16 protein-coding genes are annotated in these 18,367 nt (G+C 32.1%); all 16 read right to left on the bottom strand.

Going from position 1 to position 18,367, the window contains the following annotated elements; translation table 11 throughout:
- Nucleotides 1-23 precede the first annotated feature (23 nt).
- Nucleotides 24-3,293, bottom strand: coding sequence for a T9SS type B sorting domain-containing protein (locus tag KQS_RS01755; protein ID WP_014387489.1), 3,270 nt, complete (start codon nucleotides 3,291-3,293; stop codon nucleotides 24-26).
- A gap of 265 nt (nucleotides 3,294-3,558) precedes the next feature.
- Nucleotides 3,559-3,951 (bottom strand): hypothetical protein, encoded by a 393-nt coding sequence (locus KQS_RS01750; protein ID WP_157868382.1) that lies wholly within the window; start codon nucleotides 3,949-3,951, stop codon nucleotides 3,559-3,561.
- Nucleotides 3,932-5,545: an RHS repeat domain-containing protein gene (locus KQS_RS13925; RefSeq protein ID WP_014387487.1), complete on the bottom strand. Its 1,614-nt coding sequence runs from the start codon at nucleotides 5,543-5,545 to the stop codon at nucleotides 3,932-3,934. The genes KQS_RS01750 and KQS_RS13925 overlap by 20 nt, the downstream gene beginning before the upstream one ends.
- A gap of 35 nt (nucleotides 5,546-5,580) precedes the next feature.
- The gene (locus KQS_RS01740; RefSeq protein ID WP_014387486.1) at nucleotides 5,581-6,147 is read right to left on the bottom strand and encodes an REP-associated tyrosine transposase; all 567 of its coding nucleotides are present in this window, start codon (nucleotides 6,145-6,147) and stop codon (nucleotides 5,581-5,583) included.
- An 82-nt stretch (nucleotides 6,148-6,229) separates the two neighbouring features.
- Nucleotides 6,230-6,955 (bottom strand): hypothetical protein, encoded by a 726-nt coding sequence (locus tag KQS_RS01735; RefSeq protein ID WP_014387485.1) that lies wholly within the window; start codon nucleotides 6,953-6,955, stop codon nucleotides 6,230-6,232.
- Nucleotides 6,940-7,698 carry a hypothetical protein gene (locus KQS_RS01730; RefSeq protein ID WP_157868381.1) on the bottom strand — a complete coding sequence of 253 codons (759 nt, stop codon included), beginning with the start codon at nucleotides 7,696-7,698 and terminating at the stop codon, nucleotides 6,940-6,942. Before KQS_RS01730 ends, KQS_RS01735 begins: the two co-directional genes overlap by 16 nt.
- A 29-nt stretch (nucleotides 7,699-7,727) precedes the next feature.
- A complete protein-coding gene (locus KQS_RS01725; RefSeq protein ID WP_157868380.1) occupies nucleotides 7,728-8,213 on the bottom strand; it encodes a hypothetical protein in 486 nt (161 codons plus the stop codon).
- Nucleotides 8,214-8,666: 453 nt separating this feature from the next.
- A complete protein-coding gene (queG, locus tag KQS_RS01720) occupies nucleotides 8,667-9,602 on the bottom strand; it encodes a tRNA epoxyqueuosine(34) reductase QueG (protein ID WP_014387482.1) in 936 nt (311 codons plus the stop codon).
- A 36-nt stretch (nucleotides 9,603-9,638) separates the two neighbouring features.
- Nucleotides 9,639-9,992 carry a four helix bundle protein gene (locus KQS_RS01715; protein ID WP_014387481.1) on the bottom strand — a complete coding sequence of 118 codons (354 nt, stop codon included), beginning with the start codon at nucleotides 9,990-9,992 and terminating at the stop codon, nucleotides 9,639-9,641.
- 83 nt (nucleotides 9,993-10,075) lie between these two features.
- Complete coding sequence (ruvB, locus tag KQS_RS01710; RefSeq protein WP_014387480.1) at nucleotides 10,076-11,098, bottom strand: Holliday junction branch migration DNA helicase RuvB; 1,023 nt, start codon at nucleotides 11,096-11,098, stop codon at nucleotides 10,076-10,078.
- Between the two features lie 187 nt (nucleotides 11,099-11,285).
- Nucleotides 11,286-12,638, bottom strand: coding sequence for a magnesium transporter (gene mgtE, locus KQS_RS01705; protein ID WP_014387479.1), 1,353 nt, complete (start codon nucleotides 12,636-12,638; stop codon nucleotides 11,286-11,288).
- Nucleotides 12,628-13,404: a 16S rRNA (adenine(1518)-N(6)/adenine(1519)-N(6))-dimethyltransferase RsmA gene (rsmA, locus tag KQS_RS01700; protein ID WP_014387478.1), complete on the bottom strand. Its 777-nt coding sequence runs from the start codon at nucleotides 13,402-13,404 to the stop codon at nucleotides 12,628-12,630. The genes mgtE and rsmA overlap by 11 nt, the downstream gene beginning before the upstream one ends.
- Before the next feature lie 3 nt (nucleotides 13,405-13,407).
- On the bottom strand, nucleotides 13,408-13,734 hold the full coding sequence (locus KQS_RS01695; protein WP_014387477.1) for a DUF4286 family protein: 327 nt from the start codon (nucleotides 13,732-13,734) through the stop codon (nucleotides 13,408-13,410).
- 102 nt (nucleotides 13,735-13,836) lie between these two features.
- Nucleotides 13,837-15,603: a cytochrome c oxidase subunit I gene (locus tag KQS_RS01690; RefSeq protein ID WP_014387476.1), complete on the bottom strand. Its 1,767-nt coding sequence runs from the start codon at nucleotides 15,601-15,603 to the stop codon at nucleotides 13,837-13,839.
- Between the two features lie 34 nt (nucleotides 15,604-15,637).
- Complete coding sequence (locus KQS_RS01685; protein ID WP_014387475.1) at nucleotides 15,638-16,780, bottom strand: cytochrome c oxidase subunit II; 1,143 nt, start codon at nucleotides 16,778-16,780, stop codon at nucleotides 15,638-15,640.
- Between the two features lie 19 nt (nucleotides 16,781-16,799).
- On the bottom strand, nucleotides 16,800-18,350 hold the full coding sequence (locus KQS_RS01680) for a quinol:cytochrome C oxidoreductase (protein WP_084642269.1): 1,551 nt from the start codon (nucleotides 18,348-18,350) through the stop codon (nucleotides 16,800-16,802).
- Nucleotides 18,351-18,367 lie beyond the last annotated feature (17 nt).

Raw genomic sequence — 18,367 nt, 5'->3', positions numbered from 1 at the left:
AACAAGAACATTTTTATAAAATATTATCTTTTTAAAGTAAAATGTCCCTTCAATAAACGACCGTCTTCTAATTTAATATTGTACCAATAATCTGAAGCTGGCAGTGGATTACCATTGTAAGTACCATCCCATCCATTACTATGAGGTGACAACTGTTTAATTAGTTTTCCGTAACGGTCAAAAATGTAAATTATTGATTTTGAATTGTAGTATTCTGTTATCCCTTTAATATTCCAAGTATCGTTAAATCCGTCTCCATTGGGTGTAAAATAATTTGGAATACCTAAAAGGCTTACTTCTTTAATGATTTCGCCACAGCCATTCATATCATTAATATAAACATTGTAAACACCTGGATTTAGATTATTGAATGTATTACTGGTTTGATAATTGATACCATCTAAACTGTATTCATAATCTCCTGAACCAGATACATAAACTACTATGGAATTATTATCAGATAAATCGGTTATGCTTATTTGTTCAATAGTTGCGCTATTAGAGGCTGTAACAGTTATTGTTCTTGTTCTGTTACAACCGTTAGGGTGAGTAACTTCACAAGTATATACACCTTCAGTATTAACTGCTAAATAGTACTGTGTGGCTGAAGGAATAATTGTTCCATTTAAATACCATTGATAGTTGTAGTTAGAAATTTGGGCAACATCTGTAACACCAGCATTAATTATTTTTGTAAATGACGGATCATTACTACAAACCAATTCACTTCCTGCTAATTCAATAAGAGGAAGTGGTTTTATTATAAACGGTATAGTATAAGTGGCTTTACACTGTGTGTTAGTTGGATTCACTATTTCAACGGTTACATTCTGTGTAGAAGTTGTAAACGGATTTGGCAATGGACTAGGCAAAGTAGTTCCATTAGCTGCATAATAATATACATTCATTCCTGTTTGTCCTCCTAACAGGGTTGATTGAAATGTAGTGGTATTAAATGCAAACATTCCATCTTGTGTCAAAGGACTTGCTTCATCATCACAAACTGTAGTAAGATTAGATGCAATGGGAAATACTTCAGGTAAATCATCTACAATAAAATGAATTATTGCAGTATCATTACAAGCAGTTGATGTTGAATTGGTTACTGTTGCAATAATGTCTTGAGTGGTAGTATTAAATGGATTAGGCAAAGGGCTTGGTAATATACTTCCTGAAGTTGTTGTATAGGTTACCTGTACCCCTGTTAATCCATTTATTAATTGTTGTTCAACAGTTGAAGTATCAAAAGCATACATTCCATCTTGATTGTCATCACAATGTCTAATGGTTAGATCATTTACAAATGGAATACGTTCTACATTTAAGGTAATGTGGTGACCCAAACCTAAACATTCATTATTGACTTGGCTGTCCACACGTATGTAAATATTTTGTGTATTTGGATAACCAATATTAGTATAATTGGATGTATTAGTAATTGGATTTTGTTCAGCTAAAGCGTCTGCTAAGTTTTTATAATAGGCTATTGTTAACGCTTGCCCAACAGGGTATAAAGCTTGAATATCTGAAGTAACAGAACTGAAATTAAACGTAGCTATACCATCTGTGGCAGTACCTGAAACTGTATCATCACAAACTGTAAATGTTTTTTGAAAACTAGAAGGAATATTGGTCGTTGAAACACTCAAATTGAGTTGGGCTACACGATGACAACCGTGCTCGTTTTCTATTCGAACATACGCCACGTCATTACTCACCACTTGGTTGGTATATGCTGTTGCGTTTGGAATTGCGTTTGTACCATTATCCGCTTCATTGTAGGTTTCATGATAGGTAATAGTTAGGTTATTTGTGTTAGCAACCAATAGTTGGTTTGCTTCTGTTAAATTAAAAGCACTAAACCCATCGTTATTATCGTCGCATTGTTTCAGGGTAACTGTATTTTGTATTAATGTAGGGCGAGGGTAGATGGTTATGCTTCTTGTATTGGAACCTGTTCCTTGAGGTGTGGTTATGGTTACACTTACATTATAGGTACCAGAATTAGCATATGTATAAGTTGGACTAATTGCATTAGAGGTGTTTCCATCACCAAAATTCCACGTTGCACTTAAAATGGTTTGGTTGGTTGAAAAAGAAAAGTTAGATGCTTGACCTTCACAAGTTGAAGTTATATTAATTAGTGGTGTATAAAAAAAAGATTGAGAGAATGCAGGCAAACCGGCCTTACATAATCTTCCATTTAAATCTATTGCATCCACTACAAGATTACAAGCTGATCCAATAACATTAGGATTATTTATAACACCTAGTTTAGTTTTAAAGTATTGTGTTACATAAATTTTACCATCAGGACCTAATTGTAGCGCTCCAACCAAAGAATTTAAACTAGACAAATAAACTCTTGAAGCAGGAATATTACTAGCTGTTAAATCAAATTGACTTAAAACATTAGTTGATGATTGTGAAATATACAATACATCATTATTTGGTGAAAATTCAGCACCATAGGTTTGAAGATTTTCGCCTGTAAACAATGAAATTGGGTTACTTAAAATACCCGTTGAGTTATCAAAATCATAAAGTTCAGCTGTATAAACAAAAGCATGACAAGCTACAAGTTTTCTTCCATCTGGTGAAAATTTCATATAACCTATGACATTATCTAAATTAGTATTTGGCACAACAACTCCTATTGAATTATTAATTGGCGTTGTAGATAAACCAGATGTAGTTAACAAATAAGAAGATATTATATTATTATTCCATCCATGAACTAAAATCCAATAATCAATGTTGTTGGCGTGCTTTACTACTGCTAATTTTTCACAAGATGGTGCTGTTACAAAAATATTTTTTTCTGACGTTACTCCACCCAAACCTCCATCTAAATTTAAATCTACAACACTGTATCTTAATCCATTAGGACCTGCATTTATAGTTTGAGTAAAAACATAAAACAGATTATTAGTTCCTGGCTTGGGAATAATTGTTGCAGATTGTGTACTTGAAGAATGACCTAATAAACCTGAGCCATTAAGCATTACTTGATGGTTTTTGTTGTATATTGTTACTCCATCAGTATAAAAAAGAAGTTGACCTAAATTATTAGACAAAACAGCACAGCCTTCATTGGTATTAATTTGCCCATCAGTTAAAGCTACAGGAGTTCCATTATTAAAATCTAAGCCTGCATTTTCTCCAAAATACCAAATATTAGCTTCGCCTTGAGCAAACAAAAAAGAGCTTAAAAAAATTATAATTACAACATAAAAATACTTCATATGCAAAAATAAGAATATCAAATTACCTCCAAAGTAATTTGGAAGCATTTAAACTATCTTTTTTATAAATAAAACTTCGCAAAATTAAACCTATTCAACTTTAAATTTTACTGGTTACGCATTAATGTAAAAAATGTGATAAGTTTTAATATTTTAAATTAATACAGAACAAAAGAACTGACACGGATTGCAAATCCGCACTATCTAGTTACGAAACTTGTTACTTTTATTCAATACTATATTTTTTAAATATAAAAATTATACTTATTCACTGATCATGCCAATGGATTCGAGTGAGTTGGAAATAATATTTTCATCTATTTTCATGAGTTATAACTTCAATATTTACTTCCTGACCGTCTTTCAATTTTTCTTTAGTGAATGCCTCAGTAAAATTTGCGGAACCATATCCATTTGGCCCACTTATCATAAATCTATATTGTTTAGATCCATCAATTTCTATTTTAACTGAGCCTGAGGAATCGGTCGTATATTCTCCAACTTTTTCATAAGTCTTCATTAAATATCCAAAACCTTCTGCTCTTACTTCTATAACATCAAAAGTATTAACTCTAAGTTGCTTCGAATCACTATCAATTGAGTTTACTTTTATTGTAATTTTATTTTCTAAATTTGTATTTTTATTACAACTTAATATCATTATAACACAAAACAGTATTCTTATTCTAAGGATGTTTAATTGCATATTCAGTTATATTTAGATGATTGATTAAAACTCCAGGACTATAATATTTACCTGTTAAATTAATATTATTAATTACAGGCCATTGATAAACTCCGCTTACAGGACTACCTATAAAAGGATTGTTAGCATTTAATATTCCTTTTGACCAAAAATCAGAAGGATTTCTTTGATAATAATTACTTACTCTCATAACATTTGGATATTTAAATATATTATCACCACCACCATACATCGTAACTGGGTCAAAAAGGATGACATCTTCTATAATTATATTCATTTCTCCCAGCTTATTTGCAATTCTTACAGCTGCTGTTCCACCTCTACTATGACCATAAATCCTTAATTTATTTCCTTTAGCCCAACCTGCTTTTAAATATTCAATAACATCATCATCACAACATCCAGTAGAACTAGAAAACATTTTACCTCCTTGAAATTCTACTAATTGTCTCAAATCTGGATTACCGCTTGCATCTACACCACCCGCTCCATATATTCCTACTATAGTAGTTTTATAATCTTGAAGCATGTGTGGAAGATGATTCAATCCACTCACCACTAAACCTGTTACCGCACCTTGCCAAAAATTGCCTCCACCAATAAGAGAACCTGCACCACCACTTATAGCACCAAAACTCAATAAACCAACTGTACTTTCATTCAATTGTGCTCCAAAAACTTTAAAATTTGCTCCTTTAAAGCCACCGCCTTCCATTACACATCCATCTCCTTGAAAACTATTACCACCAGTAAAAGCGCTACTCGCAATACTACTAATACTTCCAGAAGCAAAACCACTCCAAAACTTACCACCTTGTATATAAGACATTCCTCCATTAAATGAACCATGAAGCACTGCTTGACATGATGCTCGTACAAAAAAATTATTTACTGTAGAGGTCATTTCACCAAATCCAAAAGTCATTGCTGCAGTATATGCTGCTATTACAGAGGTAGTTATTAAACCAGAGGCCGTAAATGGTTTCCCTCCATAATATGCATCTAAGGTATATACCGCAACTGCAACTGCAACTGCTATTCCAATTGCTATTCCAATACCATATTCACCAGATGGATCAGTATGTTTTAAAGGATTGTTAAGAACATATGCATATCGGTTGTAATTTTGTGTATTGTATTGATCTTGTATAAAATTATCTGGCTGCATAAAACGATGCAACTTAGGATCATATAAACGTCCATTCATATGAATTAATTTTACACTCTGTAAATGTTCGTGCCCTGTATAACCTCTGTCAAAAAACGTTAATTTAGCCAAGTTATTGCCTAAACCATCTTGAATTTTAACAATTTCTCCCCAAGCATCAAAATGCCTTTTTTCTACTATATTACCTGTTGCGTTTGTAATTGCAACAATACTACCTAAATAATCACGGTGTAAATAAAAATAGTTTTGTGTAGTTCCATCACTTTTTATAAGTGCTGGCGCACTATATGCATCTCCACCAATATATGTAATTATTTCTGTTGCACCTGTTGCAACAGTGTATTTTATTTCTACACTACCATCACCACTAAAATATTTTCTAAACGGTCTAGTTAATTTATCAGTATTTGTATTTCCATAATACATTGCCCCCGCTCCCGCGCGAATCCTTTCGCGTGGTTTTATATTTTAAAATACTGAAAAACACAAACTCCATCTAATAATCCTTTTTCTCCTGCATAATCTGCTGCACTACTATATTTATAATCTTCTGGTCTAAAAACAATTCCTTCTCCAACTGGGTTATTATGAATATAATCTATTTTTTGTTGAATTACCTCATTGCTCCATAATTCAATTGGTTTGTTGTCATGTCTCCAAAATTGATTATTTGTTGTGTTTGAACTCTTTTCTGATTCTTTTTTAAAATAATCTAATAAAAATTCTTTTCTACTTTCTCTAGGGTTTTCTTGAATTGCTTTAATTACGCTTCTACTTGTAAATCGTTTGAAATCGCCTAATAAAAGTTCAGGTTTTTGATTTTCTATACTTCTAAAAATCAAATGCACATGATTTGTCATAATACACCAAGCATGAATTTCCATTCCTTTATTTTTTTGACAAAAATCTAAACTTTCAATTATCAAATCTTTATATTCGTTTCTTGTAAACACATCTAACCAACCTACTACTGCAAAACTAACAAAATATATTCCTTCGGGGTTATGAAACTTATAATTTCTACTCATATAAGCTTTTATTTTAATTTACTCTTTTTTAACTGCCACGCGAAAGGATTCGCGGGGGAGCGGGGAGCGGGGGTATTCTTCATTATTCAATAACTTTTACTGCTACTTTGTTTTTACACTCTATAAAACCATGATATATTTTAAAATTGTTTTCTTCAATTCTTTGTAAAATATGCTTTGGTAATTTTTTCTTGTAATTTACGGAGTCACTTGGCAAACTAATTTTAGTATAATATTTATTTTTACTATAAATTTTTGCAAAACCAATACGTGCATCCTCATAACGCATAGTGTCCGTTAAGTTAATATAAAGTTGACCATAAATTTTTTCGTTTGGATATATAAAATTAGATTGCCTAAACTCATTTGTCATAAAATAAGAATAATTATCTACATAACCCATTCGTTCATATTCTTTGTTTTTAATTTTTAAATAATTAACAGAACAAATAGAATCATAAGGATTTCTTTTCACTTTAAACTCGTTAAAAAAATTGGAAACTATAATTTTGTTGTATTCAATTTCTTTTTTTGTAGAACTATCGTAAATATTAAAATAAAAACCATTTTTATACAAGTTTTTATTACTTTCTAATCCATTGTTTTCAAATTCAGGCATATTACAAATATAATATTTATTGTTGCTTTTATTCTCAATACAATATTTTATAATATTGATAGTATCTTTATGTGATCCATATTGAAAGGCTACTAGTTCTTTATTAAGAATTGTTAGTTCTAATTTATCTTTGTTTTCTTTACAACTTAAAAAAAGTAATAAAAATATAATTATTAATTTCCGTGCCATGTTTTCGAAATATTTTTTGGCGTAGGATTGCCATTTGTAAAACTTGTTAAACTTTTATGAAACTCATATCTATAATAACCGTCATAATAAGAACCTCCTCCAACTTTAATTTGAAACCAATACGCATCTCTTTCCATTAAGTTTTCCCGAGATCCTATACCGTATTTTTTATCCCAATGACCTATCAATCCTGAATACCACTGCCATGCATGTCTCATTTCATGAAATAGTAAAACTGCCATATGTGCATTGCTTTTTATTTCATTTGGGTTTAATCTTATTTGCACTTCGCTATCGGTAAGACCTGCATATGGTAAATCTGGATCGAATTTAAACTTTAAATTAGGATTATTGCTTCTTTTAGCTCCACTTAATCCTCTTACACTTTTTATAACTTTATTTATTCCTTCTTGTGTAAATTCAGGTTTCCCATCAGGACTTAAATCAGAATTAAACCTATCACGTATATTTTCTTCCGTTATTTCGTCTGGAGTTGTTTCATGCAACCCGTGATTCAGCCCACTCACCACCAATCCAGTTACAGCACCTTGCCAAAAATTACCCCCACTTACGGCTGCAGTTGCACCTCCACTAATAGTACCAAAAAACATAGTGCCTACTGTTTTGTTTACAAAACCATCCCCTAAGCCTTTCATACCAGTTCCTGCAACACTATGTCTAACTCCATCAATTTTTGTAGTATTATTACCGCCTTGCCATACACTACTCATAATACTACTCACAGCACCTTGCCAAAAGTTTCAAATATTCTTTATTCATTTGTATACCAATATCTTTTTCTTTTTTTAATACTACTTAATAATCCTTTTTTTTCATTGAAAGTATAATTTATGTAATTTGATAAAATCTCTTTATCGTACAAGTTAAAATTATTAGCTTGAATTAATAATTTTAATTCCTCAGTACACTTTTTAAATATTTCTTCTTTATCAATTTTATAAATAATCTGAAATTTATACTTTTTACCTTCACTTAAGTTATACTCTTTGTAAGCAGAATCATATGTTTTTACTGTCTCATAAATATATTCAAATTCTTTTGTTTCATTTGGTAAAATAAATATAAAGTCTTGATGGTTTAATGTTTTATTTTTCCAATCATTAGCTACAAACTTTTCAATGGCATCATATTTAGCAATATTTTCTACAGAAGTATAGGCATAAATGTCTTTATCTTCTAGCACGTCGACATTATCTAACTTTAATTTTTCAATTAATATTCTGTTTTTTAGTGGCAAAAAAAAGTTTATATCCCGTATTTTATTTTCAGAAAAAAACATCTAATAATACTACAACATTTTTTGTGTTTTAATATTGTTGTCTTGTTTACAGGAAAACATGGTAAAAAACAAAATATAAATAAATAATTTTTCCATAATTTATCTTGTTGGCACCCAATCTATTTCAGTGTTTTTTGTAAACATCCAGCCTGCATTATTAGTTAAAAACACCCTAACAAACAGTATAATAAAATGATGTTAAATACATTGCTCTGTTATTATTTAAACCAATTAATTTCTTTTAAAAAAAGCAACTATTTTACAAAAGTTACTTGGTTGTTTGTATTTTCATTTTATTGCGTATGGCTTATTGATATTATACTACACGAACTAAAAACACAAAGATGAATTTTAATTTTCACAACAAATTACGATTTGTTTTACAAAAGTAATAAAATAAATACAATTTAATCACTTTACAAATTCAATATTTCGAAGCAATCCTTCAAACTTGGTTCGTTTCACAGCTGAATTTTTAAACACTTTATTGAAAGTTTCTTTGGTGAGTTCTTGCCAATCGCGCTTTGAAAAATTTAACAGCTCAGGTTTTGGTTGAAAAAGTGGTTCGTGGTGAGGTTTTGCAAATCGGTTCCATGGGCATACGTCTTGACACACGTCGCATCCAAAAACCCAATCCTCAAATTGTCCTTTCATTTCTTGAGGCAAATTATCTTTAAGTTCAATGGTAAAATAAGAAATACATTTACTCCCGTCCACTACATAAGGTTGAATTATGGCTTGTGTTGGACAAGCATCGATACAAGCTGTACAAGTACCACAATGATCGGTAGTAGGAAGGTCATATTCTAATTCAAGGTCTATAATTAATTCGGCAATAAAATAAAACGAGCCAACTTTTTGTGTAATTAAGTTGGCATTTTTCCCTATCCAACCCAAGCCGCTTTTGGCTGCCCAAGCTTTATCTAAAACAGGAGCCGAATCCACAAAAACACGTCCGTTTACTTCACCAATTTCTTCTTGAATAAATTGAAGTAAAGATTTTAATTTATCTTTGATAACAAAGTGGTAATCTTCGCCATAAGCATATTTTGAAATCTTATAACTCTCTTGATTTTGTTGTTCGGACGGATAGTAATTCAACAATAAGGAAATAACACTTTTGGCACCATCAACCAACAAACGTGGATCTAAACGTTTATCAAAATGGTTTTCCATATAGGCCATTTGGCCGTGATAATTTTTATTCAGCCAGTTTTCTAATCGTGGTGCTTCTTGCTCTAGAAAATCAGCTTTTGAAATACCACATGACAAAAATCCTAAAGCAATTGCTTTTTGTTTGATGAGTTTCGAATAAATGGAAGATGGAAGATGGAAGATGGAAGCCATTACGAAATTATTTGAAATTTAAACTGTAAATCAAATTTACTTTAGTTGGTTCCTAAAAGCAATCATCATGTTCATTAAATTAAATGATTCTGTATATAATTTTTCAAAACAATCTACATTAACGTATTTTCTTCTTTTGGCTTTATAAAGACAAGTTACCACTTCGCCCAAAGAACGAATAGCATATCCTAAAAACCTTTTAAATTCTGCATTACTTTGAAGAATAGAACCTTCAGATATATTTAAAGCAATTGAGTCTGCCGCTCTATTTATTTGTGAGGTAAGATTAAACATTTCTTGCTTTGGAAAATTACTTGAAAGCGCGTATATTTCTTCTCCAAAATCCATTGCTTTTTGCCATATTATTAATTTTTCAAACTTAAAACTCATCAAATTTTTTAACCAAATTTAATATTATTTACCACAAAATCTTCCAGCTTCAATCTTCTAGCTTCAATCATACAACTCTCAACTTAAAACAACTCTCCTTGATTTCCTAATTTCAATCGACCTAAATGTTTATAGGCTTTATCCGTTGCTTCTCTTCCGCGAGGAGTACGCATTAAAAAGCCTTCTTGAATTAAAAAAGGTTCGTAAACTTCTTCTAAGGTTTCGGCATTTTCGGCAACTGCGGTTGCCAAAGTTGTAATTCCGACTGGTCCGCCTTTGAATTTATCAATGATTGTAGACAAAATTTTGTTATCCATTTCATCTAATCCATGCGCATCTACGTTTAGTGCTTTCAAGGCAAATTGTGCTATTTCGGTATCGATACGACCGTTTCCTTTAATCTGAGCAAAATCGCGCACCCTACGTAACAAGGCATTCGCAATACGCGGCGTTCCTCGACTTCTACCAGCAATTTCGATAGCTGCTTCTAAATCGATCGGTACATTTAATATCGATGCACTTCGTTCGATAATTGTGGCTAATAATTCAGTGTTATAATATTGTAGTCGGCTTTGAATTCCGAAACGGGCACGCATTGGTGCAGTTAGTAATCCGGAACGCGTGGTAGCACCAACTAATGTAAACGGATTTAAATTAATTTGAACCGTACGCGCATTGGGTCCACTTTCTATCATGATATCGATTTTATAATCCTCCATAGCAGAATATAAATATTCTTCAACTACAGGAGACAACCGATGAATTTCATCAATAAACAACACATCACGTTCCTCAAGATTTGTTAACAAACCTGCTAAATCGCCTGGTTTATCCAATACGGGTCCGGATGTAATTTTAATTCCTACCCCCAATTCATTAGCCAAAATATTTGCCAATGTTGTTTTTCCTAAACCAGGAGGTCCGTGAAACAAAGCATGATCCAACGCTTCACCCCTTTGATTGGCTGCAGCAACAAATATTTTTAAATTCTCCAACACATGATCTTGACCAGCAAAGTCATCAAAACTAAGTGGGCGAAGTGCGCGCTCGATATCCATATCTTGCGGCGTGAATTTATCTTTATTTGGATTTAAATTTTCGTTCATAAGACAAAGATAACTAAAGTTTGAAGTTTTTTAGTTGCTAATAAATATATGAATTAAAAAATGGTTGTGATGAATAGCCCCGGTTGAAGTGGCATCTTTTTTGTCATTAGGGAAACTGAACGGGGACAAAAAAATAAAACGGAAAACGGGACTGCTTTTGTGTGAGGCACTGGATGGGTGCTTCAAATTAAAAACCAAGAATTGCTTTAGCTATAGTGAAATAGATTAAAATCCCCATAATGTCATTGCTGGTTGTAATAAAAGGTCCGGTTGCCAAGGCAGGATCTACACCGTATTTATCTAAGATAATTGGAATAAATGTACCAATAAGTGAGGCAAATATAATAACACTCAATAGTGCAATAGAAACCGTAATCCCTATGGAATAGTCGAAACCAAAAACAAAGTGACAAACAAGGATTAGGATACCCGATAAGAAAGCACCATTCATTAAACTTAAACTAAATTCTTTAATTAGTCGGTTTATGATACTTCCTGTAATGGTATTATTGGCTAAACCTTGAACGATGATGGCGCTGGATTGCACACCAACATTACCACCCATAGCAGCTATAAGAGGGGTAAATAAAAACAAGGTTGGATGATTTTCCATAGCAGGTTCAAATATCCCCAAAACGCGAACTGAAATAAATCCACCAAACAAAGCCAATACCAACCATGGCAAGCGCGCTTTGGTTAATTCAAGAATACTATCATCCGCTTCTACGTCTTGCGAGATACCGGCTGCTAACTGGTAATCTTTATCGGCTTCTTCTTTAATAATATCAACGATGTCATCAATGGTAATTCGACCAACTAAACGGCCTAATTCATCAATTACAGGAATAGCCTCCAAGTCGTATTTTTGCATGATACGCGCCACTTCCACATCTTTAGTATCGACTTTAACGTAATCGACTTTTTTGATAAAAACCTCGCTAATTTGGGTTTTTGTAGAAGTTGTAAGCAAGTCTTTTAACGACAAACGTCCCTTTAATCGATCTTCGTCATCTACTACATAAATAGAATGCACACGGGTAACATTTTCTGCCTGAAGGCGCATTTCTTTTACACAAGTTAGTACATTCCAATTTTCATTGACTTTAACTAACTCTTTTGCCATGATACCACCCGCAGTATTTTCGTCGTAGCGTAATAGATCGACAATATCTTTAGCGTGTTCAACGTCTTCTAGTTCGGAAATAACTTCTGCTTTTTTCTTTTGAGGAAGTTCTGCGATGATATCGGCTGCATCATCGGTGTCTAACTCATCCAATTCTTCCGCGATTTCCTTAGCAGATAACGAGCGAAGAATAACTTCACGCACTTCTTCGTCTAGTTCAAGAAGAATTTCGGCTGTTTTTTCAGAATCTAATAAGTTGAAAATATAAATGGCTTGCTCATCTTGCAAATCATTCATAATTTCAGCTATATCAGCAAAGTGAATATCTTGTAACAGCACTTCTAACTCATGAGCTTTATTCTCTTGAATTAAATGTTCTATTTGTTCGATAAATGCTCTACTGATTTTAAATTCCATCGGCAGCTATTTTTTGGGTTAAAGAAATGAAATCTTCTACGGATAATTGTTCCGGACGCAGTGCAAAGATAGCATCTTCTAGTAATTTATCCGATAAATTCAAGCTTTTTAAACTGTTGCGAAGTGTTTTTCTTCGTTGATTGAAAGCTGTTTTAACAACTGTAAATAATAATTTTTCGTCGCAATCCAATTTATAATTTTCTTTACGACGCATAATCATTACTCCTGAATCCACTTTTGGAGGAGGATTAAAAACGGTTGGCGGCACTGTAAACAAATATTCACAGTCATAAAACGCTTGTGCTAGTACCGATAAAATACCATACACTTTACTCCCTTTTTTAGAACAAATACGTTGTGCCACTTCTTTTTGAAACATTCCAGAAAATTCAGGAACTTGATCACGCATTTCTAAAGTTTTAAAAACAATTTGAGTAGAAATGTTATAGGGGAAATTACCAATTATAGCAAAAGGTTCCTCTTCAAAAACTTCTTTTAGATTATACTTTAAAAAATCTTTAGAAATGATATTGGGAGCTAAAGTAAGGTAATGCGTTTGTAAATATTCTACGGATTCCGTATCAATTTCGATCACAAAAGTTTCAATAGGTTTTTCTAACACATATTTAGTTAAAACACCCATTCCAGGACCAATTTCTAATACTTTTTTATATCCAGATAAAGACAAACTATCAGCGATATCTTTAGCGATACTTTCGTCAGTTAAAAAATGTTGTCCTAAATGTTTTTTTGCTTTTACAGACATGAATTAGTTTTTACGCGTGAAAAATTCATCTAAAACTTCTAATTCCGTTCTAAATGCTAACATTTTATCTCCAAACATACGTGCACCTTCCTCTCGTAAACGAGGAGCATGATACGTATAATAATCCTCTAATTTTTGTTTAGAATCTGTAAAATATTGAATTGAATAAGTTGTACCGCCCATTTCTTCTTCTACTAAAACTTTTATCATTTTAGCTTTATGGAAAAGTCCCGTTGCTAACACATCATCAATATGTTTTGTTTTCATCCAATTCACCCATTTATCATGTACTGAATCATCAATATTTATGGTAACATTATATATTATCATCTCACACTTTTTTTTGCAAAGATAGACATTAAAGTTATAGTTAAAATATATAAAATGTAATGCATAAAAAAAGACCTCAAAATGAGGTCTTTTAACTATATTTTAGTGATGTAATTCTTCTTCACCTTCTTTCATTGGGACATTTTGAGGAACAAAATCATCGTCATGTCCAGGTTTACTATAATCGTAAGCCCATCTATGAACTTCAGGAATTTCACCTGGCCAGTTGCCATGGATATGTTCAACTGGAGCAGTCCACTCTAATGTATTAGATTTCCAAGGATTCATAACTGCTTTTTTACCTTTAAAGATACTGTAGAAGAAATTCCAGAAGAAAACAATTTGGAAAGCAGCACCTACTAAAGCAAATACAGTAATTAATACGTTAGTATCAGCTAATTCATCAAATAAAGGGAACGCTGAATTTGTATAATATCTTCTTGGTAAACCAGCCATACCGATAAAGTGCATTGGGAAAAATACACCATAAGCACATACTGCAGTTACCCAGAAATGAACATAACCTAACGTTTTATTCATCATTCTTCCAAACATTCTAGGGAACCAGTGGTATACACCAGCGAAGAAACCATATAAAGCAGAGATACCCATTACTAAGTGGAAGTGAGCCACAACGAAATATGTATCATGTACGTTAATATCTAACGTAGAGTCTCCTAAGATAATACCTGTTAGCCCTCCTGTAATAAAAGTTGAAACTAATCCGATTGAGAACAACATAGCAGGATTTAACTGTAAGTTACCTTTCCATAATGTTGTAATATAGTTAAACGCTTTAACAGCAGAAGGAATTGCAATTAACAAAGTTGTAAAGGTAAATACTGAACCTAAGAAAGGATTCATACCTGAAACGAACATATGGTGACCCCAAACAATTGTTGATAAAAATGCAATTGCGATAATAGAAGTTACCATGGCTCTATAACCAAAAATTGGTTTTCTAGCATTAGTAGCAATGATTTCAGAAGTAATACCTAAAGCAGGTAACAATACAATGTATACTTCAGGGTGACCTAAGAACCAGAATAAATGTTCAAATAAAACTGGAGAACCACCTTGATAATGTAAAACTTCACCTTTGATAAAAATATCAGATAAATAGAATGAAGTACCAAAACTTCTATCGAAAATTAATAACAATGCAGCAGAGAATAATACTGGGAATGAGATAACACCAATAATAGCTGTTACAAAGAAAGCCCAAACCGTTAAAGGTAAACGTGTCATGGACATACCTTTAGTTCTTAAATTAATCACTGTTACTATATAATTCAAAGACCCCATTAAAGAAGATGCAATGAAAATAGCCATTGATACTAACCATAAAGTCATACCTAAACCTGAACCTGGTATTGCTTCTGGTAATGCTGATAAAGGAGGATAAATTGTCCAACCAGCAGAAGCAGGTCCTGATTCAACGAATAGAGAAATAATCATGATAACACAAGAAACGAAGAACATCCAAAAAGATAGCATGTTCATAAATCCTGAAGCCATATCACGTGCACCAATTTGCAATGGAATTAATAAGTTACTAAAAGTACCTGATAAACCAGCTGTTAATACAAAGAATACCATTATAGTACCGTGAATTGTAACTAAAGCTAAGTAAATATCGTTTCTCATTACACCTCCTGGTGCTAATTTTTCACCTAAGAAAATTTTGAAAACTTCAAAAGATTCCTCAGGCCATGCGATTTGCATACGGAAGAATAACGATAATACAATTCCAACAATCCCCATTAATAAACCAGAGATAAGGTATTGTTTAGCAATCATTTTGTGGTCAATACTAAAAATATATTTAGTAATGAAAGTTTCTTTATGATGACCGTGATCGTGTGACATACTTTTTATATTATAATTTTAATCTTATCTAAATTTATTTTACTGCTTGAGCCATAGTTTTAGTTGAATCTACAACTACTTCTACAGGAGCTGCAGGATCAACTTTAGGAGCTGAAGCTTCTTTAACTTGTGCTGCAATAGTTTTTTGCTCTTTTACCCATTTTTTATAGTCCGCTTCAGACTCAACAATAATTTTAATTTGCATATTGTAGTGAGAAGCACCACATATTTTATTACATAACAATAAGTAATCAAATGTGTAAGGTTCTAAAGCCGGTTGCCCTTTTGCAACTAATTCAGCGCTTTTCTTAGCTCTAATTTTATTAATATCTGCAACTTTAGCAATAATTTTAGGATCATTTCTCATTTCTGCAGTTGTAATAGTAGGGGTGAATGCAAATTCAGTTACCATACCAGGCACACAGTTCATTTGCGCTCTAAAATGAGGCATATAAGCTGAGTGTAATACATCTTGAGAACGCATTCTGAAATGAATTTTCTTACCAACAGGAATATGTAATTCTGTTACTACTTTATCATCTTGAGCAGCAGGATCAGACAAATCAACTCCTAATGTATTTACATCTTTAATGTAACGTACGTTAGCTTTACCTAAAGTATTATCTTCACCAGAATATCTAGCTTCCCAACTAAACTGTTTAGCATATAATTCAATATTGATTACTTCCTCACCTTTTTCAACATTCATGATGTTGTTCCAAGTATACAAACCGTAAAGAATTAATCCAGCTAAAACAATTACCGGAATAACAGTCCAAATCATTTCTAATTTGTTGTTATCAGCAAAATATAAAGCTTTTTGACCTTCTTTACCTCTATATTTAAACGCGAAATAATGTAATAAGAATTGAGTAATAGTTTGTACAATAAAAATGATAACCATTGAAATGTACATTAAGTTATCATAATCAACACCATGTTCAGAAGCCGGAGTTCCTAATACAAAATGACCCCATTTAACTAAAGAGTAAATTGTAAAAATATAGATAAATCCAACAAAAGCAAACATTAAATAACCATTAACATTATTATCTCTATCATTTGCGATTTCTGAGTCATCAGAAGATTTTTCTGTTGTCAGGTTAAATATTTTAGATAATTGCCAAATAGCAACACCTAATAAAACTACAATTATAAGTACCAATAAACTGTTCATTTGTTTATTACTTTAAATATTAATAATGAAAATGTTTGCTTTCTTCAATATAAGGATTACCTTCTGAAACTAAAGATGTTTTAGTTAACGAAGTAAATACTACAAATATAAATAATCCTAAGAAGAATAATACTGAACTAATTTCAGACACACCAATAAACCATTGGTCACCCACAGTTGCAGGCATAATCATATTATAGAAATCTAGATAATGACCAGCTAAAATTACGATACCTGCCATTACAATAACCCAAGTTAAACGTTTGAAATCAGCGTTCATTAAAATTAATAATGGGAATAAGAAATTCATAGCAACCATTCCGAAGAAAGGTAAATTATAATTTTCAATTCTTGTAATGAAATAAGTAATTTCTTCAGGAATATCAGAGTACCACATTAACATAAATTGAGAAAACCATAAATATGTCCAGAAGATACTAATACCAAACATAAATTTAGCTAAGTCGTGAATATGACTCTTATTTACTTGAGGTAATAAACCTTTAGATTTTAAGTATAGTGTAATTAAAGTAATTACTGTAATACCACTTACAAAGAAACTTGCAAATACATACCAACCAAACAAAGTACTATACCAGTGAGGATCTACAGACATAATCCAATCCCATGACATTATAGATTCTGATACGATAAAGAATACCAAAAACGTTGCAGCAGCTTTATAATTCTTTTTAAAGAATGATAAATCTTTAGTTTCATCTAACTTAATAGAATTCTTTCTAGAAATAAATCTGTAAAGATTCCAACCAATTAAGAATATTGCAGCTCTAATTAAAAAGAATGGTACATTTAAGAAACCAGATTTTCCTTGAATTAAATGATCGTTTTTAACAACCTCTTCATCCATCCATACGAAAATATGATTATTATTTACATGAAAAGCAGCCATTAACAACAATACAAAGAAAATAATAGAACCTGGTAATAAATAACTAGAAACACCTTCCATTACTCTGAATACAATTGGAGACCAACCCGCTTGAGCAGCCCATTGAATAGCATAAAATGCTAAAGCTCCAACAGCAATCAACATAAAGAAAATACAAGCTACATATAATGCAGACCAAGGTTTATTTTGTAATTGATGTTTTACATGTTCTACATGCTCTTTATGTTCTGCAGCATGATCAACAGCAATTTCTTTAGCTTTTGTCACTACTACTTCATTATGATTAGAATCATCATTAGAAACAACTGGAGCAATTGCAACTACACTTGAATCATGAGCAACAGTTGTAGAATCAACACTTGTATGAGCTTCAGAAGCATGAAGTTTTGATGTTAAAGTATCTTTAACCTCATGTGATATAGTAGTTGCAGATGCATCTGCATTAGCATGTGATTCTTCAGCATGAGCAGTTGAACCATGTTCAGCTGTTGCATGTGCTTCATGATGACCACCTCCGTGGTGAGCTTCTTGCTCTTTTAATATTTTTTCAACATCTTCAGTTGTTTTAGGAGTAGTAAGGAAGCCGTAACCGATTCCTAAAGCTCCAACAACCATAAGGATGAAAGAAAAAGTTTTTAATTTACTTGAAAACTGGTACATATCTATTATTTTCAAAA

The organism is Flavobacterium indicum GPTSA100-9 = DSM 17447 (assembly GCF_000455605.1).
Taxonomy (GTDB): Bacteria; Bacteroidota; Bacteroidia; order Flavobacteriales; family Flavobacteriaceae; genus Flavobacterium; species Flavobacterium indicum.
The sequence above is the reverse complement of the archived record's forward strand: the minus strand, read 5'-3'. Positions and strand labels throughout refer to the sequence as shown.